This window comes from Cryobacterium shii (genome assembly GCF_004402595.1).
In the GTDB taxonomy this organism is placed as follows: domain Bacteria; phylum Actinomycetota; class Actinomycetes; order Actinomycetales; family Microbacteriaceae; genus Cryobacterium; species Cryobacterium shii.
In genome coordinates this window covers 1-23,703 of the sequence record NZ_SOFY01000027.1, presented here as the reverse complement: position 1 = coordinate 23,703, position 23,703 = coordinate 1, and the positions used below count along the sequence as shown (strand labels likewise).

General features: G+C 69.8%; 21 protein-coding genes. 15 read left to right on the top strand and 6 right to left on the bottom strand.

Going from position 1 to position 23,703, the window contains the following annotated elements:
• Positions 1–16 precede the first annotated feature (16 nt).
• The 7 genes from E3O49_RS16505 (at position 17) to E3O49_RS06120 (ending at position 9,935) form a co-directional block, all read left to right on the top strand.
• The gene (locus tag E3O49_RS16505) at positions 17–3,553 is read left to right on the top strand and encodes a hypothetical protein (protein WP_160141034.1); all 3,537 of its coding nucleotides are present in this window, start codon (positions 17–19) and stop codon (positions 3,551–3,553) included.
• A 28-nt stretch (positions 3,554–3,581) separates the two neighbouring features.
• The gene (locus E3O49_RS06145) at positions 3,582–4,262 is read left to right on the top strand and encodes an NAD(P)H-binding protein (RefSeq protein ID WP_134366950.1); all 681 of its coding nucleotides are present in this window, start codon (positions 3,582–3,584) and stop codon (positions 4,260–4,262) included.
• Between the two features lie 209 nt (positions 4,263–4,471).
• Positions 4,472–5,533 carry an ABC transporter substrate-binding protein gene (locus tag E3O49_RS06140; protein WP_420898186.1) on the top strand — a complete coding sequence of 354 codons (1,062 nt, stop codon included), beginning with the start codon at positions 4,472–4,474 and terminating at the stop codon, positions 5,531–5,533.
• 16 nt (positions 5,534–5,549) lie between these two features.
• Complete coding sequence (locus tag E3O49_RS06135) at positions 5,550–6,539, top strand: carbohydrate ABC transporter permease (RefSeq protein ID WP_134451163.1); 990 nt, start codon at positions 5,550–5,552, stop codon at positions 6,537–6,539.
• Complete coding sequence (locus E3O49_RS06130; RefSeq protein WP_134451161.1) at positions 6,536–7,378, top strand: carbohydrate ABC transporter permease; 843 nt, start codon at positions 6,536–6,538, stop codon at positions 7,376–7,378. The genes E3O49_RS06135 and E3O49_RS06130 overlap by 4 nt, the downstream gene beginning before the upstream one ends.
• 41 nt (positions 7,379–7,419) lie before the next feature.
• Complete coding sequence (locus E3O49_RS06125) at positions 7,420–8,835, top strand: GH1 family beta-glucosidase (RefSeq protein ID WP_198417473.1); 1,416 nt, start codon at positions 7,420–7,422, stop codon at positions 8,833–8,835.
• Positions 8,836–8,873: 38 nt separating this feature from the next.
• Positions 8,874–9,935, top strand: a complete 1,062-nt coding sequence (locus tag E3O49_RS06120; RefSeq protein WP_134451158.1) for a LacI family DNA-binding transcriptional regulator — start codon at positions 8,874–8,876, stop codon at positions 9,933–9,935.
• A 127-nt stretch (positions 9,936–10,062) separates the two neighbouring features.
• Here E3O49_RS06120 and E3O49_RS06115 read toward each other — a convergent pair whose 3' ends face one another.
• On the bottom strand, positions 10,063–10,989 hold the full coding sequence (locus E3O49_RS06115) for an LLM class F420-dependent oxidoreductase (RefSeq protein WP_134406152.1): 927 nt from the start codon (positions 10,987–10,989) through the stop codon (positions 10,063–10,065).
• Positions 10,986–11,924 (bottom strand): DNA-methyltransferase, encoded by a 939-nt coding sequence (locus E3O49_RS06110; RefSeq protein ID WP_134366938.1) that lies wholly within the window; start codon positions 11,922–11,924, stop codon positions 10,986–10,988. Before E3O49_RS06110 ends, E3O49_RS06115 begins: the two co-directional genes overlap by 4 nt.
• 34 nt (positions 11,925–11,958) lie before the next feature.
• Between E3O49_RS06110 and E3O49_RS06105 the strand changes: the two genes are divergently transcribed.
• Positions 11,959–12,279 (top strand): GNAT family N-acetyltransferase, encoded by a 321-nt coding sequence (locus tag E3O49_RS06105; protein WP_134366936.1) that lies wholly within the window; start codon positions 11,959–11,961, stop codon positions 12,277–12,279.
• A gap of 31 nt (positions 12,280–12,310) precedes the next feature.
• On the opposite strand, the gene E3O49_RS06100 is transcribed toward E3O49_RS06105, so the two are convergent.
• Together E3O49_RS06100 and E3O49_RS06095 are read right to left on the bottom strand one after the other, a co-directional pair.
• A complete protein-coding gene (locus tag E3O49_RS06100; protein WP_134366934.1) occupies positions 12,311–13,360 on the bottom strand; it encodes a lipoate-protein ligase LplAB in 1,050 nt (349 codons plus the stop codon).
• A 35-nt stretch (positions 13,361–13,395) separates the two neighbouring features.
• Entirely contained in the window at positions 13,396–14,262 is an 867-nt protein-coding gene (locus E3O49_RS06095) for an alpha/beta fold hydrolase (protein ID WP_134402978.1), read from the bottom strand.
• A 114-nt stretch (positions 14,263–14,376) separates the two neighbouring features.
• On the opposite strand from E3O49_RS06095, the gene E3O49_RS06090 reads away from it, so the two are divergent.
• Entirely contained in the window at positions 14,377–14,901 is a 525-nt protein-coding gene (locus E3O49_RS06090; RefSeq protein WP_134402979.1) for a MarR family winged helix-turn-helix transcriptional regulator, read from the top strand.
• Between the two features lie 5 nt (positions 14,902–14,906).
• Positions 14,907–16,220 carry an MFS transporter gene (locus tag E3O49_RS06085; protein WP_134366543.1) on the top strand — a complete coding sequence of 438 codons (1,314 nt, stop codon included), beginning with the start codon at positions 14,907–14,909 and terminating at the stop codon, positions 16,218–16,220.
• A 42-nt stretch (positions 16,221–16,262) separates the two neighbouring features.
• Here E3O49_RS06085 and E3O49_RS06080 read toward each other — a convergent pair whose 3' ends face one another.
• Positions 16,263–17,729, bottom strand: a complete 1,467-nt coding sequence (locus E3O49_RS06080) for a peptide MFS transporter (protein WP_134366542.1) — start codon at positions 17,727–17,729, stop codon at positions 16,263–16,265.
• A gap of 105 nt (positions 17,730–17,834) precedes the next feature.
• Here E3O49_RS06080 and E3O49_RS06075 point away from each other — a divergent pair, with 105 nt between their 5' ends.
• Positions 17,835–18,230, top strand: a complete 396-nt coding sequence (locus E3O49_RS06075) for a sortase (protein ID WP_134366541.1) — start codon at positions 17,835–17,837, stop codon at positions 18,228–18,230.
• A 57-nt stretch (positions 18,231–18,287) separates the two neighbouring features.
• The gene (locus E3O49_RS06070; protein WP_244285259.1) at positions 18,288–18,989 is read left to right on the top strand and encodes a DJ-1/PfpI family protein; all 702 of its coding nucleotides are present in this window, start codon (positions 18,288–18,290) and stop codon (positions 18,987–18,989) included.
• A gap of 18 nt (positions 18,990–19,007) precedes the next feature.
• Here E3O49_RS06070 and E3O49_RS06065 read toward each other — a convergent pair whose 3' ends face one another.
• Positions 19,008–19,763, bottom strand: coding sequence for a dienelactone hydrolase family protein (locus E3O49_RS06065; RefSeq protein WP_134451155.1), 756 nt, complete (start codon positions 19,761–19,763; stop codon positions 19,008–19,010).
• 168 nt (positions 19,764–19,931) lie between these two features.
• On the opposite strand from E3O49_RS06065, the gene E3O49_RS06060 reads away from it, so the two are divergent.
• The 3 genes from E3O49_RS06060 (at position 19,932) to E3O49_RS06050 (ending at position 23,340) form a co-directional block, all read left to right on the top strand.
• On the top strand, positions 19,932–21,041 hold the full coding sequence (locus E3O49_RS06060; protein ID WP_134366538.1) for a glycerophosphodiester phosphodiesterase family protein: 1,110 nt from the start codon (positions 19,932–19,934) through the stop codon (positions 21,039–21,041).
• Between the two features lie 233 nt (positions 21,042–21,274).
• Positions 21,275–22,078 (top strand): FadR/GntR family transcriptional regulator, encoded by an 804-nt coding sequence (locus tag E3O49_RS06055; protein ID WP_198416032.1) that lies wholly within the window; start codon positions 21,275–21,277, stop codon positions 22,076–22,078.
• A gap of 2 nt (positions 22,079–22,080) precedes the next feature.
• Positions 22,081–23,340, top strand: coding sequence for an alpha-hydroxy acid oxidase (locus E3O49_RS06050; RefSeq protein WP_134411235.1), 1,260 nt, complete (start codon positions 22,081–22,083; stop codon positions 23,338–23,340).
• Positions 23,341–23,703: the final 363 nt, after the last annotated feature.

Below are 23,703 nucleotides of genomic sequence, written 5' to 3'. Positions count from 1 at the left end.
TCCACCGGAGGTTCGCATGCCCCTCGAGACCCTGGCCCCGCAGGCCGACTGGGACGCGACCGCGCCCCGCGACACCGAGGGCGCCGACCACGGCGACCACCCCGGCACCGACCACCCCGGCACCGACGCCGACAGCACCGACGGCACCGTCACCGGCGCTCCGGTCGACCTGGATGGCCGCCGGTTCTACCGGATCACGGCCTACGACCAGATGCCGCCGTTCTTCATGACCCTCGTCGGGGACAGCGACGTCTGGCTCTTCATCTCCAGCGCCGGCGGGCTGACGGCGGGCCGGGTGGATGCCGAGCACGCCCTCTTCCCGTACTACACGGAGGACAAAATCACCGAGAGCGTCGACCGAACGGGCGGGCTGAGCGTGCTTCGCGTGCGGCTCCCCGACGGCACGATGGCCCACTGGCAGCCGTTCGCTGAGTTGCGCCCCGGCGACCCCGCCGCGGCCCGCACGCTCTACAAGGACAGCCTCGGGACGACCCTGGTGTTCGAGGAGTCGCGTCCGGACCTGGCCCTGCGCCTGCGCGTGACCTGGCAGACCAGCGCCCGGTTCGGCGTCGTGCGCAGCTGCGCCCTGACCTCACTCTCCGACGACGAGCCGCGCGAGGTCGACCTGATCGACGGCCTGGTGAACATCCTCCCCGCCGGCGCGGGGGTGAAGACGCAGAACGAACTGAGCGTGCTCCTCGACGCCTACAAGCGGTCCGAACTCGACCCCGGGACGGGCCTCGGGCTGCTGACGCTCAACGCGACCCTCACCGACCTCGCGGAACCCAGCGAGTCCCTGCAGGCCAACGTCGCCTGGCAGATCGGGCTGGGCGCGGAGGAGCACCTGCTCTCGGTCAACCAGGTCCCCGCATTCGCCCGGGGCCGGGGCATCGCCGGCGAGACGGATGTCCGCGGCCGGCGCGGCGCCTACCTGGTCCACGCCCGGATCACCCTGCCGGCCGGGGCCGAACGGCGCTGGCAGGTCGTCGCCGACGTCGACCAGGACGCGGCGGACGTGGTCGGCCTGCGCGAACGGCTCCGCGACCCGGACGCCCTCGCCGCGGAGCTGGCGGCGGACGTCGTGCGCACCCGGTCGGACCTGGAGGGCATCCTCGCGGCCACCGACGCCGCCCAGCACACCGGCGACGAACTCGCGACGATCCACCACACCGCCAACGTGCTCTTCAACACGATGCGCGGCGGCGTCCCGGCCGAGGGCTACACGGTCGAGGCGCACGATGTGCGGGAGTTCATCGCGGAGCGGAGCCGGGCATCCGCCAGTCGCTGGGCCCAGGTGCTGGCGGCGCTGCCGGAGCGCCTGCGGGCCGACGAGCTCATCCAGGTCGCGGAGGAAACCGGCGACGTCGACCTGTGGCGCCTCTGCATGGAGTACCTGCCGCTCACGTTCAGCCGACGACACGGAGACTCGAGCCGGCCCTGGAACCAGTTCCGGATCGCCCTGACCGACGAGTCCGGTGCCCGCCGCCTGGAATACCAGGGCAACTGGCGCGACATCTTCCAGAACTGGGAGGCGCTGGCCTGGTCCTTCCCCGAGTACGCCGAGTACGCCGAGTCGATGGTCACCATTTTTCTCGACGCGACGACCGCCGACGGCTACAACCCGTACCGGATCTCCCGGGCCGGGATCGACTGGGAGGTTCCCGAGCCCGAGGACCCGTGGTCCAACATCGGCTACTGGAGCGACCACCAGATCGTCTACCTGCTCAAGCTGCTCGAAACGTCCCGGCGCTTCCACCCCGGGCGCCTCGACCCGCTCGTCAACCGGCGGGCCTTCACCCATGCGGACGTGCCGTACCGGATCGCGCCGTATGCGGACATCCTCACGGACCCGTACAAAACCATCACCTTCGATCACGAGCGGCACGGCCTGATCCTCGAGCGGGTCGCCGCCGAGGGCGCGGACGGCCGGCTCGTGCACGGCGCCGACGGCGACCTGGTGCGGGTCACCCTGGCCGAGAAACTGCTGCTGCTCCTGCTTGCGAAGCTGGTCAACCTGGTGCCCGACGGCGGCATCTGGATGACCACCCAGCGCCCCGAGTGGAACGACGCCAACAACGCCCTGGGGGGCCGGGGCCTGTCGGTCGTCACCCTCGCCTACCTCCGCCGCTACCTGGTCCTCCTGCAGGGCCTCCTGACCGTCGACGTGGAGCTGAGCAGCGAACTCGCCGCACTGCTGACCGCGGTGAGCGACGTACTCCTCCGGCACACGGATGCCCTGGCCGGCGGGTTCGGCCCCGAACGCCGCCAGGCCGTCATGGACGGCCTGGGCGTTGCCGGCACCGCCTACCGCGAGCGGGTGTACGCCGGGTTCGGCGGCGACTTGTGGACGGTCGCCGCGGGCGACGTCACCGCGCTGCTCGACCTGGCCCGGCGCTTCGTCGAATCCGGCCTTCGGGCCAACCGGCGCAGCGACGGCCTCGTTCACTCGTACAACGCGCTGGACCTCAGCGCCGACGGCGCCGAGGTGCGGCGGCTGGCGGAGATGCTGGAGGGCCAGGTGGCCATCCTCTCCTCCGGGACGCTCGGAGCGGAGGAGTCGCTGGCCCCGCTCGGGGCTCTCCGCACGAGCCGGCTCTATCGGGCCGACCAGCACAGCTACATCCTGTATCCGGACAAGGACCTGCCCTCCTTCCTCGCGCGCAACACGTTCAGCGCCGAGCGGGCCGACGCCTGCCCCCTGGTCGGCGAGCTCGTCCGGGCCGGGGACCACAGTATCCTCGTGCGTGACCTGCAGGGTGACCTGCACTTCGCCGCGGGCATCCGAAACGCCGGGGGCGTGGCCCGGGAATTGGACCGGCTCAGCCTGGACCCGGAGCTGCGCCCCGGCGTCGAGCGGGGCCGCGCCGAGCTGCTCTCGATCTTCGAGGAGGTGTTCCGGCACGCGGAGTTCACGGGGCGCTCGGGCAGCTTCTTCGCCTACGAGGGGCTCGGCAGCATCTACTGGCACATGGTGTCGAAGCTGCTGCTCGCGGTGCAGGAGACGCTCGAGCGCGCGGTTGCCGAGGGGGCGGACGACGCCACGATCCGTGGCCTGGCCGAGGGCTACGAGGACGTGCGGGCGGGCCTCGGCTACTGCAAGGACCCGGCGACGTACGGCGCGTTCCCGACCGACCCGTACTTGCACACCCCGGCGGGCCAGGGGGCCCGGCAGCCGGGGATGACCGGGCAGGTCAAAGAAGAGGTGCTCACCCGCCTCGGCGAGCTGGGTCTGCGGGTCGAGGACGGTCGTATCCGCCTGCGGCCCACCCTGCTCCGGGCCGACGAGTGGACGACCGAGACCGGCACGTTCGACTACCGGGATGTCCTCGGCCGCCCGTGCACGATCGAGCTGCCCGCGGACGCGTTCGCGTTCACGTTCTGCCAGGTGCCGGTACTGGTGCGCCGGTGCGGGCCGCTCGAGGTGATCGCGCACCTGGACGACGACACGCGGGTGGTCGGGGCCGACGGCGTGCTGGGCGCGGACCTCAGCGCCGGCATTTTCCGCCGGGAGGGTCTGGTGCGCTCACTCACGGTGACCGTGCCGCGGGAATGATCGGGGCGGCTGTTCCGTTGTCTTGAAGATGCGCATTGTCATTGCAGGTGGACACGGAAAAATCGCTCGTCAGCTGACTCGGGAGCTCGCGAAGGGCGGCCACGAGGTCGTCGGGCTGATCCGGAAGGATGAGTACCGGGCAGATCTGGTCGCCGACGGGGCCGTCCCGGTCGTGATCGACCTCGAGCGGTCCTCGGCTGCCGACGTCGCTCATTACCTGACCGGCGCCGACGTGGCGGTCTTCGCGGCGGGCGCCGGAGCGGGCGGCAGCGACGAGCGCCGGAAGGCCGTCGACCTGGGTGGATCCGTGCTCCTGGCCGACGCGGCCGAGGCCGCCGGCGTTGCCCGGATCGTGCAGATTTCCTCGACCGGCGTGGATTCGGTGCGGAACGGCGCCCGGCCCGCCGAGGTGCCGGCAGACTTCCTCTCCTACCTCCAGGCCAAGCTGGCCGCCGAGGAGGACCTGACGCGCCGCACCCTCTCCTGGACCATCGTCCGCCCCGGCGGGCTGACGGATGACGCCGGCACCGGCCTGGTCCACCTCGCCCGCACCGGGCAGGGCTTCACCGAACCGCGCGGCACGGTCCCCCGGGGCGACGTCGCCGCCGTGCTGGCGGAGCTGATCCGCACCGGAGACGGCGAGCGCGAGACGCTGCACCTGCTGAACGGCGCCGTGCCGGTGGCCGACGCCGTGGCGACCTTCGCCTGACCCGGAGCCGCACGCGCCCCTGAAGCCCGGCATCCGGACTGCAGGGGCTTTTTGTTGCCTCCGACAATTCGTGAGAGCGCTCTCAAAGCACAGCTGAGAGCGAACTCGCATCCATCCATCAGCACGCACACAAGGGAGTGACCCTGAAGCGTTTTCCGCGCAGCACACTTGCAGTTACAGTCGCCGGCGCAGCATCCTTCGCACTGGTCATGTCCGGCTGTTCAGCCGGCACCGGCGCAGAGCAGTCGAACGACAAGAACGTCAAACTGACCGTCGCCACGTTCAACGAATTCGGCTACGAGGACCTGTTCGCCGAGTACGAAAAAGCGAATCCGACCGTCACGATCACGCACAAGAAGGCCGCCACCACCAATGAGGCCCGCGACAACCTCACCACCCGCCTCGCCGCAGGCAGCGGCCTGAGCGACGTCGAGGCCATCGAGGTCGACTGGCTGCCCGAACTGCTCCAGTACTCCGACCAGTTCGTCGACCTCACCAGCGACGAGGTCAAGGACCGCTGGCTGGACTGGAAGACCAAGGCCGCCACGGATGCCGACGGTCGCCTGATCGCGTACGGAACCGACATCGGCCCGGAGGCCGTCTGCTACCGCTCCGACCTGTTCGCCGCCGCCGGTTTCCCGACCGACCGCGCCGAGGTCGCCGCGCTCCTCGGCGACAGCTGGGACAGCTACTACGCAGCCGGCGACAAGTTCGCCGCTGCCGGCACGAACGTGCCGTGGTTCGACTCGGCCGGAGCCACCTGGCAGGGCGTCATCAACCAGATCCCCAACCCGTATGAGAAAAAAGACGGCTCCATCATCGCCACCGAGAACCCGGAGGTGAAGGCGGCCTACACCAGCGTCCTCAAGGCCAGCAGCACGCAGTCCGCACATCTCGGTCAGTGGAGCGACGACTGGACCGCCAGCTTCCAGAACAACGGCTTCGCCACGATGCTCTGCCCGGGCTGGATGCTCGGCGTGATCTCCGGCAACGGTGACGCCTTTCAAGGGCGAGTCCTACTTCGCCATCAACGACGCCATGCAGCAGGCGCTCACCCGGGTCGAAGACGGCACGATGACCGCCGACGAGTCGTGGGCACAGTGGGTCACCGACGTCAAGGCGCTCGGCTAACCAGCACAATCCGCCGGCCGGGCCTGCCGAGATCAGTTCTCGACAGGCCCGGCCCCCGGTCTCGACCGGCAGGGCCGGCAGGGCCGGCAGGGCCGGCAGGGCCGGCAGGGCCACCGGGTCTCGACAAGCTCGACCACTGACTAGCAAGGACTGTTCATGACTACCCCCGCCGTCGCCATCGAGGTGAACGCCCGCAGCATCCGCCGCATCGCCCTCAGCCACAAACTGAGCCGGTGGGATGTGCGCTTCTCGCCCAACCTCTACATCTCCCCCTTCTTCCTCGTCTTCGGGGTCATGGGCCTCTTCCCGCTGCTCTACACGGCGTGGGTGTCGGTGCACGACTGGAACCTGATCGGCGGCCAGGGCGACTTCGTCGGCCTGGAGAACTTCGTCACCGTGCTGAGCCAGGGGTACTTCTGGAACTCCCTCCACAACACGTTCAGCATCTTTCTGCTCTCGAGCATTCCCCAGGTGCTGGTCGCGCTCGGCATCGCCGCCGTGCTCGACTTCAACCTGCGCGGCAAGACCTTCTGGCGCATGGGCGTGCTCCTGCCCTACGTCGTGGCCCCGGTCGCGGTCGCGCTGATCTTCAACGACCTCTTCGGTGACAAGTTCGGCCTCATCAACAGCGGGATCATGAGCCTCGGGCTCGAGCCCATCCGCTGGCACGTCGACGTGATCCCCAGCCACATCGCCATCGCCACGATGGTGAACTTCCGCTGGACCGGCTACAACGCCCTCATCTTCCTGGCCGCCATGCAGGCCGTGCCGCGCGACTTCTACGAGGCCGCCATCATCGACGGCGCCAACCGCTGGCCCACCTTCTTGTCGATCACCCTGCCGCTGCTGCGCCCGATCATCATCTTCGTCATCCTGACCTCCACGATCGGCGGGCTGCAGATCTTCGACGAGGCGCGCATGTTCGACAATGTGGGCCAGGGCGGGGCCAGTCGCCAGTGGCAGACGCTCACCCTGTACATCTACGAACTCGGCTGGAACCAGCGCAACTTCGGTCGGGCATCCGCCGTGGCCTGGCTGCTCTTCCTGATCATCATCGTGATCGCCGTGGCCAACTTCCTCATCACCCGGCGCATCGCGGGCACCGCTGTCCGCAAGCCGCGCGCACGCGCGAAAGGCATGAAATGAGCAAGACCATCATCGGCGGCCACGACCGTCGCCCCTCGATCTGGGTCTACGGCATCCTGATCGCCGTTCTCCTCGGTTCCGCCTTCCCGATCTGGTGGTCGTTCCTGATCGGCAGCCAGGACGCCTCCGCCCTGAACCAGAACGGCATGATGTGGCTGCCCGGCGGCAACTTCATCGCCAACGCCCTGACCGTCATCGACAGCATCCCGTTCTGGACCGCCCTCGGCAACAGCATCATCGTGTCCTCCGTGGTGACGATCAGCGTCGTCATGTTCTCCACGCTGGCCGGCTACGCGTTCGCCAAGCTCAAGTTCCGCGGCCGGGAAGGGCTGCTCATCTTCGTGATCGCGACCATGGCCGTTCCCACGCAGCTGGGCATCGTGCCCCTGTTCATCGTGATGTCCCGGCTGGGCTGGACCGGCAGCCTCTGGGCCGTCATCGCGCCCGGGATGGTCACCGCGTTCGGCGTGTTCTGGATGACCCAGTACCTGCGTGACGCCCTGCCCGACGAACTGATCGAGGCCGTGCGGATGGACGGCGCCTCCATGATCCGCAGCTTCTGGCACATCGGCCTCCCGGCCGCACGCCCGGCCGCCGCCATGCTGGCCCTGTTCACGTTCATCGGCACCTGGACGAACTTCTTCTGGCCGTTCATCGTGCTGGGCCCGGGCAACCCGACGCTGCCCGTGGCGCTACAGCAGCTGCAGGCCGCCTTCTACGTGGACTACTTGCTCATGCTCGCCCGCGTCGTCTTGTCGATCATCCCGCTAATCCTGGTCTTCATCTTCCTGGGCAAACAGCTCGTCGCCGGCATCATGCAGGGGGCGGTCAAGGGATGACCATGCTCCAACAGCCACCGATCGTGACCGAGAATAAGGCTATGACCACAACGGATGCACGCTCCTTCCCGCCAGAGTTCCTCTTCGGAGCGGCGACGGCCGCGTACCAGATCGAGGGCGCCGCCCACGAAGACGGCCGCACGGACTCGATCTGGGACGCGTTCAGCCGTGTCCCCGGCGCCGTGCTCGGCGCGGAAAACGGCGATGTGGCCTGCGACCACTACCACCGCTACCGGGACGACGTCGCGATGATGAAGGACCTGGGACTGCAGACCTACCGGTTCTCCACCTCCTGGTCACGCGTGCAGCCCGACGGCGGCCCGGTCAACCCGAAGGGGATCGATTTCTACTCCCGCCTGGTCGACGAGCTGCTCGGCGCCGGGATCAAGCCGTGGCTGACCCTCTACCACTGGGACCTGCCGCAGGCGCTCGAGGAGAAGGGCGGCTGGGCCAACCGCGACACCGCCGCCCTGTTCCGGGACTACGCCCTCAACGTGCACGACGCCCTCGGCGACCGCGTGGGCGTGTGGACCACCCTCAACGAGCCGTGGTGCTCCTCCTTCCTCAGCTACACCGGAGGTGTGCACGCCCCGGGCCGGCAGAGTCCCCGCGACGGCGTCGCCGCGGCCCACCACCTCCTGCTGGGCCACGGCCTCACCATCGAGGCGCTCCGCGACCGCGACCCGAAGCTCGAGCTCGGCATCACGCTCAACCTCACCGTCGCCAAGCCGGCCGACCCCACCCGCGCCGGCGATGTCGACGCGGCGCGCCGGATCGACGGGCAGTTCAACCGGGTGTTCCTCGACCCGATCTTCCGCGGCTCCTACCCGGAGGACGTTCTCCAGGACGTCGCCCAGTTCGGCCTGACCGATTTCATCCAGGCCGGCGACCTGGCCCAGATCAGCCAGCCGATCGACACCCTCGGCGTGAACTATTACCACGGCGAGCTGGTCAGCGATCGCCCGGCCGAACATCCGTTGCTCGCCCAGGCCCCGACGAGCCGACCGACCCGGTCGGCGTTCCCCGCCGCCGACGGCGTCTTCAACCACCCGCAGGGACTGCCGCTGACCGCGATGGAGTGGGAAGTGCAGCCCGACGGCCTGCGCGAACTGCTCGTGCACGTGAACACCGAGTACGCCGCACCGGCCGGCACCAGCCTCTACGTGACCGAGAACGGCGCGGCCTTCGACGACGTCGTCGCCGCAGACGGCAGCGTGCCGGATCCCCGGCGCACGGAGTTCCTGAAGGCTCACCTCGGCGCCGTGCTCGACGCCATCGATGAGGGGGTCGGTGTCAAGGGCTACTTCTACTGGTCGCTGATGGACAACTACGAGTGGGCCTGGGGCTACGATAAGCGCTTCGGAATCGTTCGGGTCGACTACGAGACGCAGAAACGCACCGTGAAGGACAGTGGACTCGCCTACGCGGAGATCATCCGCGACCGCGCGCTCTCCTGAGGCGGGGCCGGCGAGGGGTGCGCGAATAGACTGACGCCATGACAACCAGTGTGCGCCAGACGCGTCCCCCGCAGCCCACCCTGGAAATGGTCGCGGAGGTGGCCGGGGTCTCCCGCGCCACGGTGAGCCGGGTCGTGAACGGGTCGACCAGGGTGGGCCCGGAGATCGTCGCCGCGGTCACGACGGCGGTCGAGGAACTCAACTACGTTCCGAACCGGGCGGCCCGCTCCCTCGCCAGCCGCCAGACCCAGGCGCTGGCCCTGGTCGTGCCCGAGGACATGACGCGGTTCTTCGGGGACCCGTACTTCGCGGCGGTCGTGCAGGGCATCACCCGCCGGCTCGACCAGAGTGACTTCACGCTCAACCTGCTGGTCGCGTCGAGCGACCCGCAGCACAAGACCCTGCGGTATCTGCGCTCGGGCAACGTCGACGGCGCCCTGATCATCTCGCACCACACGGGCGACGATTTCGTGGCCGAACTGGAGACCACGATGCCGGTCGTGTTCGGTGGCCGGCCGGCGAACGCGGACAACCTGGAGGCGTACTTCGTCGACGTCGACAACGCGGCCGGCGCGGACCTCGGCACCCAGCGCCTGGTCGACCTCGGCCGCCGCCGGATCGGCACGGTCACCGGGTCGGCCGACATGCCGGCCGGCATCGACCGGCTCACCGGTTTCCTGCGTGCTCTCGAGCGGGCCGGGATCCCGACGGATGCGGTCGAGCACGGCGACTTCACGGTCCAGGGCGGCGCGGCGGCCACCCGTCGCCTCCTGGAACGGTGCCCCGACATCGACGGGCTCTTCGTGGCGAGCGACCTGATGGGCACCGGCGCCCTGGACGTGCTGCGGGAGCACGGCCGATCGGTGCCCGGCGACGTGGCCGTGGTCGGCTTCGACGACAGCCCGGCGGCGACGCGCGGCTCCGTCCCGCTCACCACGGTGAGCCAGCCGTCTGAAGAGATGGGTTTCGCGATGGCGGACGTCCTGCTGCGCCGCCTCGCCGACGACGCCGACGACGACGACGACGACGACGACGACGACGAGAGCGTGCCGCACCGCACCATCATGCCGACCCGACTGGTGCTGCGCGAGTCCGCCTGATCCACTCAGGTCCGCCCACTGTGCCCGTTCCGGTCGAGAGTGCCCGCTCGAGCGGGCACTCTCGACCGGAACGGGCACTTTCGCGGGCACGGGCGGCGCGGGGCGCGGGGCGTCAGGCGAGGGTGCGTCAGGCGAGCTGGGGCATGACCTCGCGGGCGATGAAGTCCAGGTGCTCGAGGTCGGACAGGTCCATGATCTGCAGGTAGACGCACTCGACGCCGTCCTCGGCGAGCAACCCGAGCCGGTCGACGACCTCGGAGGCGGTGCCGGCCACGCCGTGCTCCCGGAGCTCGGCCGGTTCACGGCCCACGGCCGCGGCCCGGCGCGCGAACTCGGCCTCGTCCCGGCCGGCGACGGCGATCAGGGCGGCCGAGTAGACCAGCTCCCGGGGGTCGCGGCCGATGGCCGCGCATGCCGCGCGCACCCCGGCGAACTTGCCGGGGACATCCGTGAACTCGGGGAACGGCAGGTTGAACTCGGTGGCGAAACGGGCCGCCATCGCGGGGGTGCGCTTCGCGCCGCCGCCGCCGACGATCACGGGGATGCGCTCCTGAACGGGCTTGGGCAGGGCGGGCGAGTCGACGAGGGTGTAGTGCTCGCCGGTGAAGCTGTAGCTGCCGCCGACGGGGGTCGACCAGAGCCCGGTGACGATCTCCAGCTGTTCCTCCAGCATGCCGAACCGTCTGGCCGGGAAGGGGATGCCGTAGGCGAGGTGCTCCTGCTCGAACCAGCCGGTGCCGAGCCCCAGTTCGACCCGGCCGCCGGACATCTGGTCGACCTGCGCCACCTGGATGGCGAGGATCCCCGGCGGCCGGTAGGTCACCGAGGAGACCAGGGTGCCCAGGCGGATGCGCTGCGTCTCGCGGGCGAGTCCGGCCAGGGTGGTCCAGGCATCCGTCGGGCCGGGCAGAACGGGGGCCGTGTCGCCCATCGCCAGATAGTGGTCGGAGCGGAAGAACGCGTCGAAGCCGAGGCTCTCCGCGGCCTGCGCGATGGCGAGGATGTCGTCGTAGGAGGCGCCCTGCTGCGGTTCGGTGAAAATGCGGAGTCTCATGCTCCCAGTCTTGTCTCGGCCCCGTCAGCCGCGAAATCCCCGTCAGGCAGGAACTCCACCTCCGGCAGCAGGGCGAACCGGGTGCGCATGACCTGGATCGACTCGGGGTTCTGGTCGACGAGCACGAACCGGCGGCCGAGCGCCGCGGCGACCGCGCCGGTCGTGCCGCTGCCGGCGAAGAAGTCGAGCACCCAGTCCCCCTCGCGGCTGGAAGCCTGGATCATGCGCCGCAGGATGCCGACGGGCTTCTGGGTGGGATACCCGGTCTTCTCCTTGCCGGTGGGCGACACGATCGTGTGCCACCAGACATCCGTCGGCAGCTTGCCCTTCGCGACCTTCTCCGGGGTGACCAGCCCGGGCGCCATGTACGGCTCACGGTCGACCGTGGTGGAGTCGAAGTAGTATCGCGCCGGATTCTTCACGTAGACCAGGATCGTGTCGTGCTTGGTCGGCCAGCGGTTCTTGGACTTGGCGCCGTAGTCGTACGCCCAGATCAGCTCGTTCAGGAAGCAGTCCCGCCCGAAGAGCGCGTCGAGCAGCACCTTCGCGTAGTGCGCCTCCCGGTAGTCCAGGTGCAGGTAGAGCGTGCCGTCGTCGGCAAGCAGGCGCCAGGCCTCGATCAGGCGCGGCTCGAGGAAGGCCCAGTAGTCCTCGAACTGGTCGTCGTAACCGAGCAGGTCACCCTTGATGCGCTCGTAGAGCTGCCCCTTGAACCCGGTGATGGTGCCCGCCGCGCGCGCGCCGAGGGCCACGGACGTCGCCGCGACGCTCGACCGCACCGAGGTCGTGCTCTGCCGGTTCTGTTTGCGCCCCGTGTTGAAGGGCGGGTCCAGGTAGATGAGCGTGAAGGCCTCGTCGGGCAGTCGCGGCAGAACGTCGAGGTTGTTCGCGTGGACGACACGGCTGGCGGAGGACGGGGACCACGCGGTTGGCATTCATTCATTCTGTCAGGCGGCTTAGGCTTGGGACATGACTTCAGACGCAACGGCCACCGAATCGACCCGGGTTGAGTTCCGCCACGAGCCGGCCCAGTCCCGGTACTCGCTCCGCATCAACGAGGAGACCGTCGGATTCGCCGACTACACCGTGACGGGCCCCGACGTGCTGTTCACCCACGTCGAGGTGGACCCGGCCCGGCGCGGCGAGAATCTGGCGAGCCGCCTGGTCGAACAGGCGCTCGACGACGTGCGCACGCGCACCGAGCTCACCGTCGTGCCGGTCTGCCCCTACGTCGTGCGCTGGATCGACAAGCACGCCGAATACCAGGACCTGCTCACGCGGGGCCGGTAGCCGGCTCGGCTCCGGCTTCCGCGGCTCCGGCCTAGGGAACGCGCCCGATCCATTCCTCGGTGCCGAACTTCGTCTCCACGAGTTCCCTCGCCCGGGCGTATTCCGCCTCGGTGATGTCCCCGGACACCGCGCCGTAGAGTCCGGTGAAGGTCTCCTTCATGCGATCGATGATCTCGTCCCGGGTGAGGCCGGTCTGGCTGCGCAGCGGGTCGACCCGCTTGGCGGCGCTCGTGATGCCCTTGTCGCTGAGCTTCTCGCGGCCGATCCGCAGCACCTGCACCATCTTCTCGCCGTCCATGTCGTAGCTCATGGTGACGTGGTGCAGCACGGCGCCGCTGCCGAGGCGTTTCTGCGCCGCCCCGCCGATCTTGCCCTTCGGGCTCGTGATGTCGTTGAGCGGCTGGTAGTACGCGTCGATGCCGAGCGACTGGAGCGCCGTGAGCACCCACTCGTCGAGGAAGGCGTAGGAGTCGGCGAAGGTCATGCCCTGGACCAGGTCGGTGGGCGCGTAGATCGAGTAGGTGATCACCGATCCGGCCTCCATGAACATGGCGCCGCCGCCGCTGATCCGTCGCACGACGGTGAAACCGTGCTTGGTGGCCTGGACCGGGTCGACCTCGTTCTTCAGCGACTGGAAGCTGCCGATCACCACGGCGGGCTCGGTCCATTCCCAGATCCGGAGGGTGGGGCTGCGCCGGCCCTCGCCGACCTCGATCGCGAGCACCTCGTCGAGGGCCATCTGCATCACCGGCGCGACGGCCTTGGAGTGGATCAGCTGCCACTCGTAGTCCCGCCAGCCGCTGGCCTGGGCCAGGGAGCGGCGGATCGCCACCGCCACCGACTCCGGCGAGAAGCCGAGCAGGGTGGCCTGCGCCGGGAGGGCGGCGCGCACGGCGGCGGCGATGCTGACCGCGTCGCTGTCGGCGGCGAGGCCGTTCACCGCCGCGTTGATGTCGCCGAGCGCACTGTCGGGCTCGAGGAAGAAATCACCGGCCAGCCGGAAGTTGACGATCGTGTTCTCGACGACGTCGAGATCGACGACGACGAGCTTGCCGCCTGGGACCTTGTATTCACCGTGCATGAGCCCAGCCTAATCAATCCTCCTAATCAATCCGCCTAATCAACGCCGCCCGCGCCCCGGGGCAGGGGCAGCCGTTCGTTCAACCAGCCGACCAGGTCGGCGACGACCTCGTCCCGGTTCGTCTCGTTGAAGATCTCGTGCCGGGCGCCGGGGTAGACGATGAGACGGATGTCCCGCAGCCCCGACCGCCCGGAGTAGGCCTTCACGAGCATGCGAGCGCTGCGTTCGCCGCCGACGGTGTCGTCGCCGCCGACCAGGATGAGCATCGGCAGGTCTTCCGGCAGCTGCCTCGCCGGGCGGCCGAACAGCCGGGCCGCGTCGCGCAGCCCGAACAGCTTCGCCAGCGGGGTGTTGGTGGTGAGCGGGTCGGCAAGGAAGGCCTCGGCGACCAGCGGGTCGCGGCTGAGCCACTCGACCCCGGTGGTGCCCAGTTTCTTGTGCCGGCGGTTCAGGTCGCCGCCGTCCAGGTAGCCCGGCATCCGGTAGGCGGTGCCGCTGAGCACGACGGCGTCGTAGTCGGCGGCGTGCTCGTTCACGATCATCTGCGCCATGAACGACCCCCAGCTGTGCCCGAGCAGCACGAGGGGCAGCTCGGGGTGGGCGGCGCGGATGATCCCACTGAACTGGTGCACGCCGGCGACGGTCGCCCGAAGCCCGCCCGGGCCCAGGCGGCCGAGCCGGGACAGGTCGCCGCCGTGCTGGTGCACCCCCGTCTGGCCATGGCCGCGGTGGTCGTCGGCGTAGACGGTGTACCCGGCCGCGTTCAACCGGGCGGCGAGCTCCGTGTAGCGCTGGGCGTGCTCACCGACCCCGTGGGCGAGCTGCACGACGGCCCGGGGCCGGTCGACGGCCCAGACGAAGTAGGTGATCGAGACGCCGAAGTCATCCGTGTAGGTAGGCACGGGGTCAGTCTGACAGGAGTCTCCCTGCGCATCTGCTGATTCCTGATCATCTTCCGCCGGCCCTGAACTAAGCTGGGAATACTTAGCAAGGCTAAGTGGTTAGAGTGGGTAGCTATGGAATCTTTGCCGACATCAACCGCGACCGCGCTGGTTGCGCCCGCGACGCCCGCGCCCGCTGCGCCCGCGCCCGCTGCGCCCGCCTCGACCGCGGTGCGACGCACGACGGTCGCGGAGTTGAGCCATGATTTCCGGCTGGCGAACGGCCGGCTGGCCCGGCGCCTGCGCCAGGAGAAGCCCGACAGTGAGCTCAGCAGCAGCCAGTTCTCGGCGCTCGGCTCCCTCTACTTCCACGGCCCGTTCACCCTCCGTGAACTCAGCGAACACGAGCGGGTCACTCCGCCGTCGATGAACCGCACGGTCAACGCCCTGGTCGAGGAGGGCCTGGTGGACCGGGCGGGATCGGTCGATGACGGCCGCAAGGTGGTGCTCACCGTGACGGAGCAGGGACGCACTCTGATGCGCGACACCCGCAAGCGCCGGGATGCCTGGCTCGCCCAGCGCGTCGGCAAGCTGACTCCCGAGCAGCGCCGCGTGCTCGGCGAGGCCATGGAGATCATGAAGGAGCTCACCAACAGTTGAACGCCATGTTCCGCTCCCTGAGCGTCGTGAACTACCGAATCTGGTTCGCCGGCGCACTGGTGTCGAACATCGGAACCTGGATGCAGCGCACCGCCCAGGACTGGATCGTGCTCACCGAGCTGACCGATCACAACGCCACCGCGGTGGGCATCGTGATGGCCCTGCAGTTCGGGCCCCAGCTGGTGCTGATGCCGTGGTCGGGCCTGATCGCGGACCGGTTCGACCGCCGCCGCCTGCTCATCCTCACCCAGAGCCTGATGGGGCTGCTCGCCCTCGGCCTAGGCCTGATCACGGTGACCGGCGTCGCCGAACTCTGGCACGTCTACCTCTTCGCCCTCGGCCTCGGGATCGTCGCGGCGATCGACGCCCCGGCCCGCCAGACCTTCGTCTCCCAGCTGGTCTCCGAGGACAACCTGCCGAATGCCGTGGCCCTCAACTCGGCGTCCTTCAACGGCGCCCGCCTGATCGGCCCGGCCGCCGCCGGTCTGCTCACGGTCGCCGTCGGCGCCGGCTGGGTCTTCCTGATCAACGCCGTGACGTTCGGCGCCACGGTGTTGGCGATGACGCTGCTGCGCACCGGGCAGCTCCGCCGCCAGCCCCGGGCCCCCCGCGAGCGCGGCCAGCTGCTGGGCGGCATCCGTTACGTGTCGCGGCGGCCCGACATCGTCGTCGTGCTGATCACGGTCTTCCTGGTGGGCACGTTCGGCTTCAACTTCGCGATCTTCACCGCGACCATGGCCACGGTCGAGTTCGGGATGGGCGCCAGCGAATTCGGCCTGCTCAGCTCGATCATGGCGATCGGGTCGGTCGCGGGCGCCCTGCTCGCCGCCCGCCGCGGCCGCCCGAGGCTGCGGCTGGTCGTCGCCGGGGCCGGCGCGTTCGGCCTGTCCTGCCTGATTGCGGCGCTGACGCCGAACTACCTGACCTTCGCGATCTCCCTGGCCTTCGTCGGGCTGTCGTCGCTGACCCTGATGACCACCGCGAACGCGTACGTGCAGACCACCACCCGCCCGGCCATGCGCGGCCGGGTGATGGCCCTGTACATGGCGATCTTCGCCGGCGGCACGCCGCTCGGCGCCCCCCTGGTGGGTTGGGTCGCCGACCAATACGGACCGCGCTGGGCGCTGGGCGTGGCGGCCCTGTCCGGGCTCCTGGCCGCCGCGGCCGTGCTGTTCTGGATGGTGAAGTACCGCAGCCTGCGGGTGCGGTACCGTCCGGGCGTGTCGCCCCGGCTCCGCCTGCACCACGACGGCGACGGCCGCGACGCCGAAACGGCCACCCGCGAGATCGCGATCGTCGAGGCGACGGCGACCCGCTAGCCGGGCGCCCGGCTGCCCGGGCGCCGGCTGCCCGGATGCTGCCTAGCGCACGCCGTTCATCAGCCGCAGGATCGGGCGCGCGATCAGGGCGAGCATCAGGCCGATCACGATGGCGACACCGCCAATCACGCTGAAGTACAGGGTCTCCGACACCGACGTGTACCACTCCGCCAGCCACCCGGACACCGCGGTGCCCAGGGCGATCGACAGGAAGAACAGGGCGACCATCTGGGTCTTGAACGGCTCCGGCGCCAGCTTGGTCGTGATGGACAGGCCGACCGGGCCGATCAGCAGTTCCGCCACGGTGAGCACGAACAGGATCGCGATCATGGCCGCCAGCGGGGTGGAGTTCGCGCCGCCGTCGACGAAGGGCAGGAACATCAGGAACGCGACGCCCATCATGCCCGTTCCGAGCGCGAACTTGACCGGGGTGGACGGCTGGCGGGAACCCCAGCGGGTCCACAGCGCGGCGAAGGCGCCCGACAGCAGGATGATGAAGACCGGGTTGAACGACTGGATCCAGGACACCGGGAGCTCCCAGCCGAACACGTCGCGGTTGAGTCGTTCGTCGGTGTAGATGGTGACCACCGTGAACTGCTGCTGCGAGAGGGACCAGAAGGCGGCGCTGGCCACGAACAGCGGCATGAACGCGAAGACCCGCTTGCGTTCGACGGCGGTGATCTGCCGGTTGCGCAGAATCACCACGAAGTAGGAGACGGTGGCCACCAGGGTCAGCGCGATCACGATGGTGACCAGACTGGATGCCGTGATCACGCCGAGCACGCTCAGCACCACGATCAGGGCGATTGCCGCCATAGCGGCGCCGAGGTACGCGGCGTAGCGCGAGGACGGCAGCGGATTCGGCACCTCGTGCACGATGGCCGGCAGCCGCTTGCGGCCGAAGGAGTACTGCACCAGTCCGATCGCCATTCCGACGGCCGCGAGGCCGAAGCCGAAGTGGAAGCCGAGGGTGGTCTGCAGCAGGCCGGTCATGACCGGGCCAAAGAAGGCGCCCAGGTTGATCCCGAGGTAGAAGAGGGAGAAGCCCGCGTCCAGCCGGGGGTCGTCCTTGGCGTAGAGGGAGCCCACCACGCTGGTCGCATTGGCCTTGAGACCGCCGCTGCCGAGCGCGATCAGGATCAGGCCGGTCGCCACCCCGCCGAACCCGGGGAGGAGGGCCAGTGCGACGTGGCCGACCGCGATGATGATCGCGCTGAAGTACAGCACCCGCTCGGAACCCAGGACGCGGTCGGCGACCCAGGCTCCCAGGATGGTCGACAGGTACACGCCGCCGCCGTAGGCGCCGACGATGCCGGCCGCGGTCGTCTGGGGGATCCCCAGCCCGCCGGCGGTCGCCGAGTAGTACAGGTACAACAGCAGGATGCCCTGCATGCCGTAGAAGGAGAAGCGCTCCCACATCTCCACGCCGAAGATGTTGGCGAGTGCACGGGGCTGCCCGAGGAAACTTCGATCTTCTCGGACAGGGGTTTGTTCAACAACCGTGCTCATTGATTGACCTTACCGCGAGCCCCCAGAAATGGGGGCATCGGGCCCGCGCCCCGGCGCAGGGTACGATTTTGCCCAGAACGCTATCGACGAACCCTGGGGGCCGGATTGGACGCACAGTCACTCGCGGCCCTGATCAGCGAGGTCCTGACCCTGGTCGGACTCGTCGTGGGCGCCGCCCTGTTCGCCGCCGGGCTCTTCGTGCGCGGCATCAAGGGCCGCTGGCTGCAGACGGATGGCGTCATCGCCTCCTCGGCATCCGGCACGGTCATCCGCTGGTTCGACACGCACGGCGAGGTGCACGAACGCCCGGCGGACACCCACGAGACGCACCGGCTGCCGCCCGGCGAGGACGTGCCGCTCTGGTTCAACGCGCGCACCCCGTCGCGCTGCCGCACGCACACGCCGGAGTCCGAGGGCAAGGCACTGCGCCTGACCGGTCTGGTCCTGCTGATCGTCGGGGCCGCGTCGGGCGTGCTCGGCATCGTGCTGATGTTCCTCTAGCGAGGCGCCCGGCGGGCAGATGCGCGCCGGCAGATGCGCGCCGACTTGATTGACCCGGTGCTTGTCCGACCCGGCCGAAAGGGCGATGCTAGGGGAATCCGGGCGCCCGGCATCCGTGCTGCCCGCACCCATCGATGCTCCGTCGACGCTCCACCGAGAGAGGCACCATATGCGCAAGATTCTCTTCCTGACCGGGACGCAGCCGAGACGCTCGAGGTCTTCTACCCGTACCAGCGCCTGCTCGAGGCCGGCTACGAGGTGCACATCGGGGCACCGGAGAAAAAGAAGCTCCAGTTCGTGGTGCACGACTTCGTGGACGGCTTCGACACCTACACGGAGAAGGTCGGCCACACCTGGGACGCCGACGTGGCGTTCGCGGACGTCGACCCCGCCGACTATGTCGCCATCGTGGTTCCGGGCGGCCGCGCCCCCGAGTACATCCGCAACGACGAGGACGCCAAGCGGATCGTGCGCCACTTCTTCGAGAAGAACGCCCCGGTGGCCGCGCTCTGCCACGGCCCGATGCTGCTGGCCGCCGCCGGTGTGCTGACGGGACGCACCAGTTCCGCCTACCCGGCGCTCGCGATCGACGTCGAACTCGGCGGCGGCATCTTCGAGGACGGTGCGGGCGTCGTCGACGGCAACCTCGTCTCCGGCCGCGCCTGGCCGGACCACCCCACCTGGATGCGTGAGTTCATGAAACTGCTGGCGGCGTCCGACGCGACCCGGCCGGAGCCGCTTCTGGAAGCGGTGAACTGAGCCGCGCCGCCTGAGCTGCTAGGGCCTGGGGGCGGGGGCCAGGTGTTCGCCGAAGAACGCTTCGATCCGCTGCCAGGCATCGGCGGCGGCTTCGGGGTCTGGCCCGGCCCCCAGGATGCGCTTGAGCACGAAACGCAGCGCCACCGGTCCGCTTTCGGCGTCGTTGAGGAAGGCATGCCCGGCATCCGGGTATTCCACCACGTCGTGCGGGATGCGCAGCCTGGTCAGTGCGGACTCGAGCGCGGCGGCGGCGCCCTTCAGTGACCCGTCGGCGCCACCGAAGCTGCCCACGACCGGGCACGCACCCGCCAGGGCGTCGTCGAGGTCCCGGGGCAGGCGCCCGTAATTGACGGATGCCGCGTCGAAGCCGCGTGTGGCGGCCGCCAGCGCGAACCCGCCGCCCATGCAGAAGCCGAGCACGCCGACCGCCCCAGAGCAGTCGTCCCGGCGGATCAGGAACTGGCGGGCGGATTCGATGTCGACGAAGGCGCGGCCCCGCCCCGACTGCAGGGCACGGAACGTGCCGGTCAGGCACTTGCGCGCGCCGCCCTCGGTGAAGAGGTCCGGCATCAGCGCGAGGTAGCCGGCCTCGGCCATCCGGACCACCTGGCGGCGCATCACGTCGTTCAGGCCGAACGCCTCGTGCACGAGCACGACCCCGGGCCAGGGCCCCGGGCCGGCCGGCACGCCGAGGAGCGCCTTCAGGCCGGCGCTGCCGCCGGGCCGGGCCGGAAGCTGCAGGTCGATGGTTTCAGGAGCGGTGTTCTCGGTCATGGGGACGGCCTCCCTGGCTGACTGAAACCCTAGCCGGTGCAGCCGGGCGCGCTCGTCGTTCACCTGCGGGACAGGTGGCCGCACCATCCCGGCCACGTCCGATTCCTACCGTGGACGCGGGGCCGCGCCACGCCGCCCCGATCGAGCCACACCAGGGGGGATCTCTTCATGCGCACAATCCTTGTTTCCGCGGCACTCACCGCCGTGCTCGCCACCACCATCGCCGGGACGGCCCTGGCCTCACCGGCCACGGCCGCACCGGCCGACCCGGCACCGTCCGAATCCGCACCGTCGGCACCGTCGACGCCGTCGGCGGAGAGGTCCGGCTCGGCCGGCCAGCCGCTCCGCACCAACGAGCGCAACGGCTCGTTCGACCTGCAATCCCACCGCGGCGGCCGCGGCGAGTGGACCGAGGAATCGCTCACCGCCTTCTCCCGATCGCTCGAACTCGGCGTCAGCACGCTGGAACTGGACACTCACCTGACCCGCGACGACCAGGTGGTGGTCTGGCACGACGACATCATGACGACGAGCAAATGCGCCGACACCGCCCCCACCTTCGCCGGCGACCCGGCCTTCCCGTACGCCGGCGACCGGGTGCGCGATCTGACTCTGGCCGAGATCGCCACCCTGGACTGCGGCTATCAGCAGTTGCCCGGCTTCCCCGAGCAGGCGAACACTCCCGGAAACCGGATCGCCACGCTCTCCGACGTGTTCGACCTCGTCCACGGCTACGACGCCCGCAAGGTGCACCTGAACATCGAGACCAAGGTGGAGGTGGCCGGTCCGGCCGGGACCGACGAGATGGCGGCCCTCACCCGCGCGGTCGTCGGCGAGATCGAGGCCTCCGGGCTGGCGGACCGGTCGATCCTGCAGAGCTTCGACTGGGCATCGTTGAACCTGACCCGGGAGATCGCCCCGGACCTCACCCTCGCCGCCCTCTCCAGCGGGGACGCCTGGCTGGGCGTCGACCAGCCCGGAATGAGCCCCAACCTGGGCGGCATCGACATCGACTCCTACGACGGCTCGCTGGCCCGCGCCGCCCAGGCGCAGGGGTACGACATCGTCTCCCCGGTCTTCACGTCGGTGACCCCGGCCATGATCGCCGACGCCCACGCGGCGGGACTGCCGGTCATCCCCTGGACGGTCAACCAGGCCGCGGACATCACCGCCCTGCTCGACCTCGGCGTCGACGGCCTGATCACCGACTACCCGACCCGGCTCCGAACGGTCCTCGGCGAGCGCGGGCTGAAGCTGCCGACGGCCTACACGCGGTAGCAGCGCGATAGCAGCGCGATAGCAGCGCGATAGCAGCGCGATAGCAGCAGCGCGATAGCAGCGCCGCTGCGAACCGGCAGCGAAAGCGCGTCCGGCCTCTGGCGCCGGCCGGGCGCCACCCTGTAGCATGTGGTCGGACCACAGCGGCGGCACGTCCGTCGCCGCTGCCGTCGGCCGCATCCCATCAGCATCCCATCAGCACCCCACCCCACCCCACTGTCGAGGAGGAGCCCGTGAGCATCGAGCCCCGTGCCTGGGAAATCGTGCTGCAGAGCATCGAATCGGATCTGCTCAGCGGGCGGCTGCGGCCCGGCGACCACCTCCAGCCCGAACGGGCCCTCGCGGCGGACCTCGGGGTGGGCCGCTCCAGTGTTCGCGAGGCGATTCGCGTGCTCGAGGTGCTCGGTCTGCTGCGCACCGCGGTCGGAAGCGGCCCCTCGGCCGGAGCCATCATCGTCGCACTGCCCGGCGGCGGCATGGCGGCGCTGATGCGCCTGCAGGTGGCCGCGCAGGGTTTCCCGGTGATCGACGTGGTCAAAACCCGGCTCGTGCTCGAGGCGTCGGTCGTGACCGAGCTGGCCGAGGCATCCGCCCTCTCCCAGACGACCATGGACGCCAACGCCTCCCTCCGACCCGATCTGACGGCGGCCCTGCAGCTGCTGGCCGCGATGGACTCCCGTGACCTGACCGAGGCCGAGTTCCTCGCCCTCGACGCCGAGTTCCACCTCGCGCTGGCGGAGGCCTCCGGCAACCAGGTGGTCACCGCCACGATGGCCGGGCTCCGCAGCACGATCGAGGCGTATGTGCAGGACGGGGCGTCGAGCCTCGCTTCGTGGACCGACACCTCCGCCCGCCTCCGCACCGAACACCGCGCCGTGCTCTCCGCGATCGAGGCGGGCGATGCCGAGGCCGCCCGCAGCCTGGTGACGAGCCACATCGCGGGCTACTACGCCGAAACGCAGCCGAACCCCCAGCCCACAGACCAGCACACGGATGCCCCCGGGCGGCCGGCGGCCCCGACAGAACGGACAGCCTGACCATGGTTCAGCGACGGATCCCCCGGATCAAAGACCTCGCACCCTTGATGCAGTTCAAGGCACCCGAGCTGAACGCGAAGAAGCGCCGGCTCGAAAGCGCCCTGACCATCTACGACCTGCGGGCCATCGCCAAGCGGCGCACCCCCAAGGCCGCGTTCGACTACACCGACGGCGCGGCCGAGGCCGAGATCTCCCTCAAGCGCGCCCGCCAGGCCTTCGAGGACATCGAATTCCACCCGTCGATCCTGCGGGACGTCTCGACCGTCTCCACCGGCTGGGACGTGCTCGGCGCCCCCGTCGCCCAGCCGTTCGGCATCGCACCGACCGGTTTCACCCGGATGATGCAGACCGAGGGCGAGATCGCCGGGGCGCACGCGGCGGCCAGGGCAGACATCCCGTTCTCGCTGTCGACCATGGGCACCACGGCGATCGAGGACGTCAAGGCGGCCAACCCGAACGGACGCAACTGGTTCCAGCTGTACATGTGGCGGGACCGCGACCGCTCGATGGCGCTCGTCGACCGGGCCGCGAAGGCCGGCTTCGACACCCTGCTGGTGACCGTGGATGTGCCGATCTCCGGCGCCCGGCTGCGCGACAAGCGCAACGGCTTCTCAATCCCGCCGGCCCTGACCGCGGGCACGGTCCTCAACGCGCTGCCGCGCCCGGAGTGGTGGGTCAACTTCCTCACCACCGAACCGCTCGCCTTCGCGTCCCTCGACCGCTGGAGCGGCACGGTCGGCGACCTGCTCGACACCATGTTCGACCCCACCGTGACCTTCGAGGACCTGGCCTGGATCAAGGCGCAGTGGCCGGGCAAGCTCGTCGTCAAGGGCGTGCAGAACGTGGCGGATGCGCGCACGCTCGCCGGCCTCGGCGTGGACGGCATCCTCCTCTCCAACCACGGCGGCCGCCAGCTCGACCGGGCGCCGGTCCCGTTCCACCTGCTGCCGCAGGTGGTGCGCGAGGTGGGCACCGACCTCGAGGTGCATCTGGACACGGGCATCATGAACGGCGCGGACATCGTCGCCGCCGTGGCGCTCGGCGCCCGGTTCACCCTGATCGGCCGCGCCTACCTCTACGGCCTGATGGCCGGCGGCGAGGCCGGCGTCGACCGGGCGATCGAGATCCTGTCCGAGCAGGTGTCGCGCACCATGCGGCTGCTCGGCGTGAAGTCCCTCGAGGAGCTCGAGCCCGGGCACGTCACGCAGCTCGCGCGCCTCGGCCGGATCGCGCCGCCGGTGGCGGCATCCGTGCCGCAGTAGCTCAGTTCCCGCCGAGTTCGCCAGTTGCGGTCGAGTTCGACCCGCGGAACTGGCGAACTCGACCGGAATCGCCGACTTCGGCGGCGCAGCGCCTGCCGTGGGAGTGGGAGTGGGTGCGGGGTGGGTGCGGGGTGGGTGCGGGGTGGGTGCGGGTGGGCATCCGTCGTGCGTGGTCAGTGTATGTGGTCGGGCCGCAGCGGACGTCGGCGGACCGCGCCGAGTTCGACACTTGCGGTCGACTTCGCCCGTTGGAACAGGCGAACTCGACCGAATATGGCGAACTCGGCGGGTGACGGATGGCGCGACGCGGCGGGCGCCGACGACGCGGCGGGCGCGGGCCGCGGCGGGCGCTCGGAGGCGGCG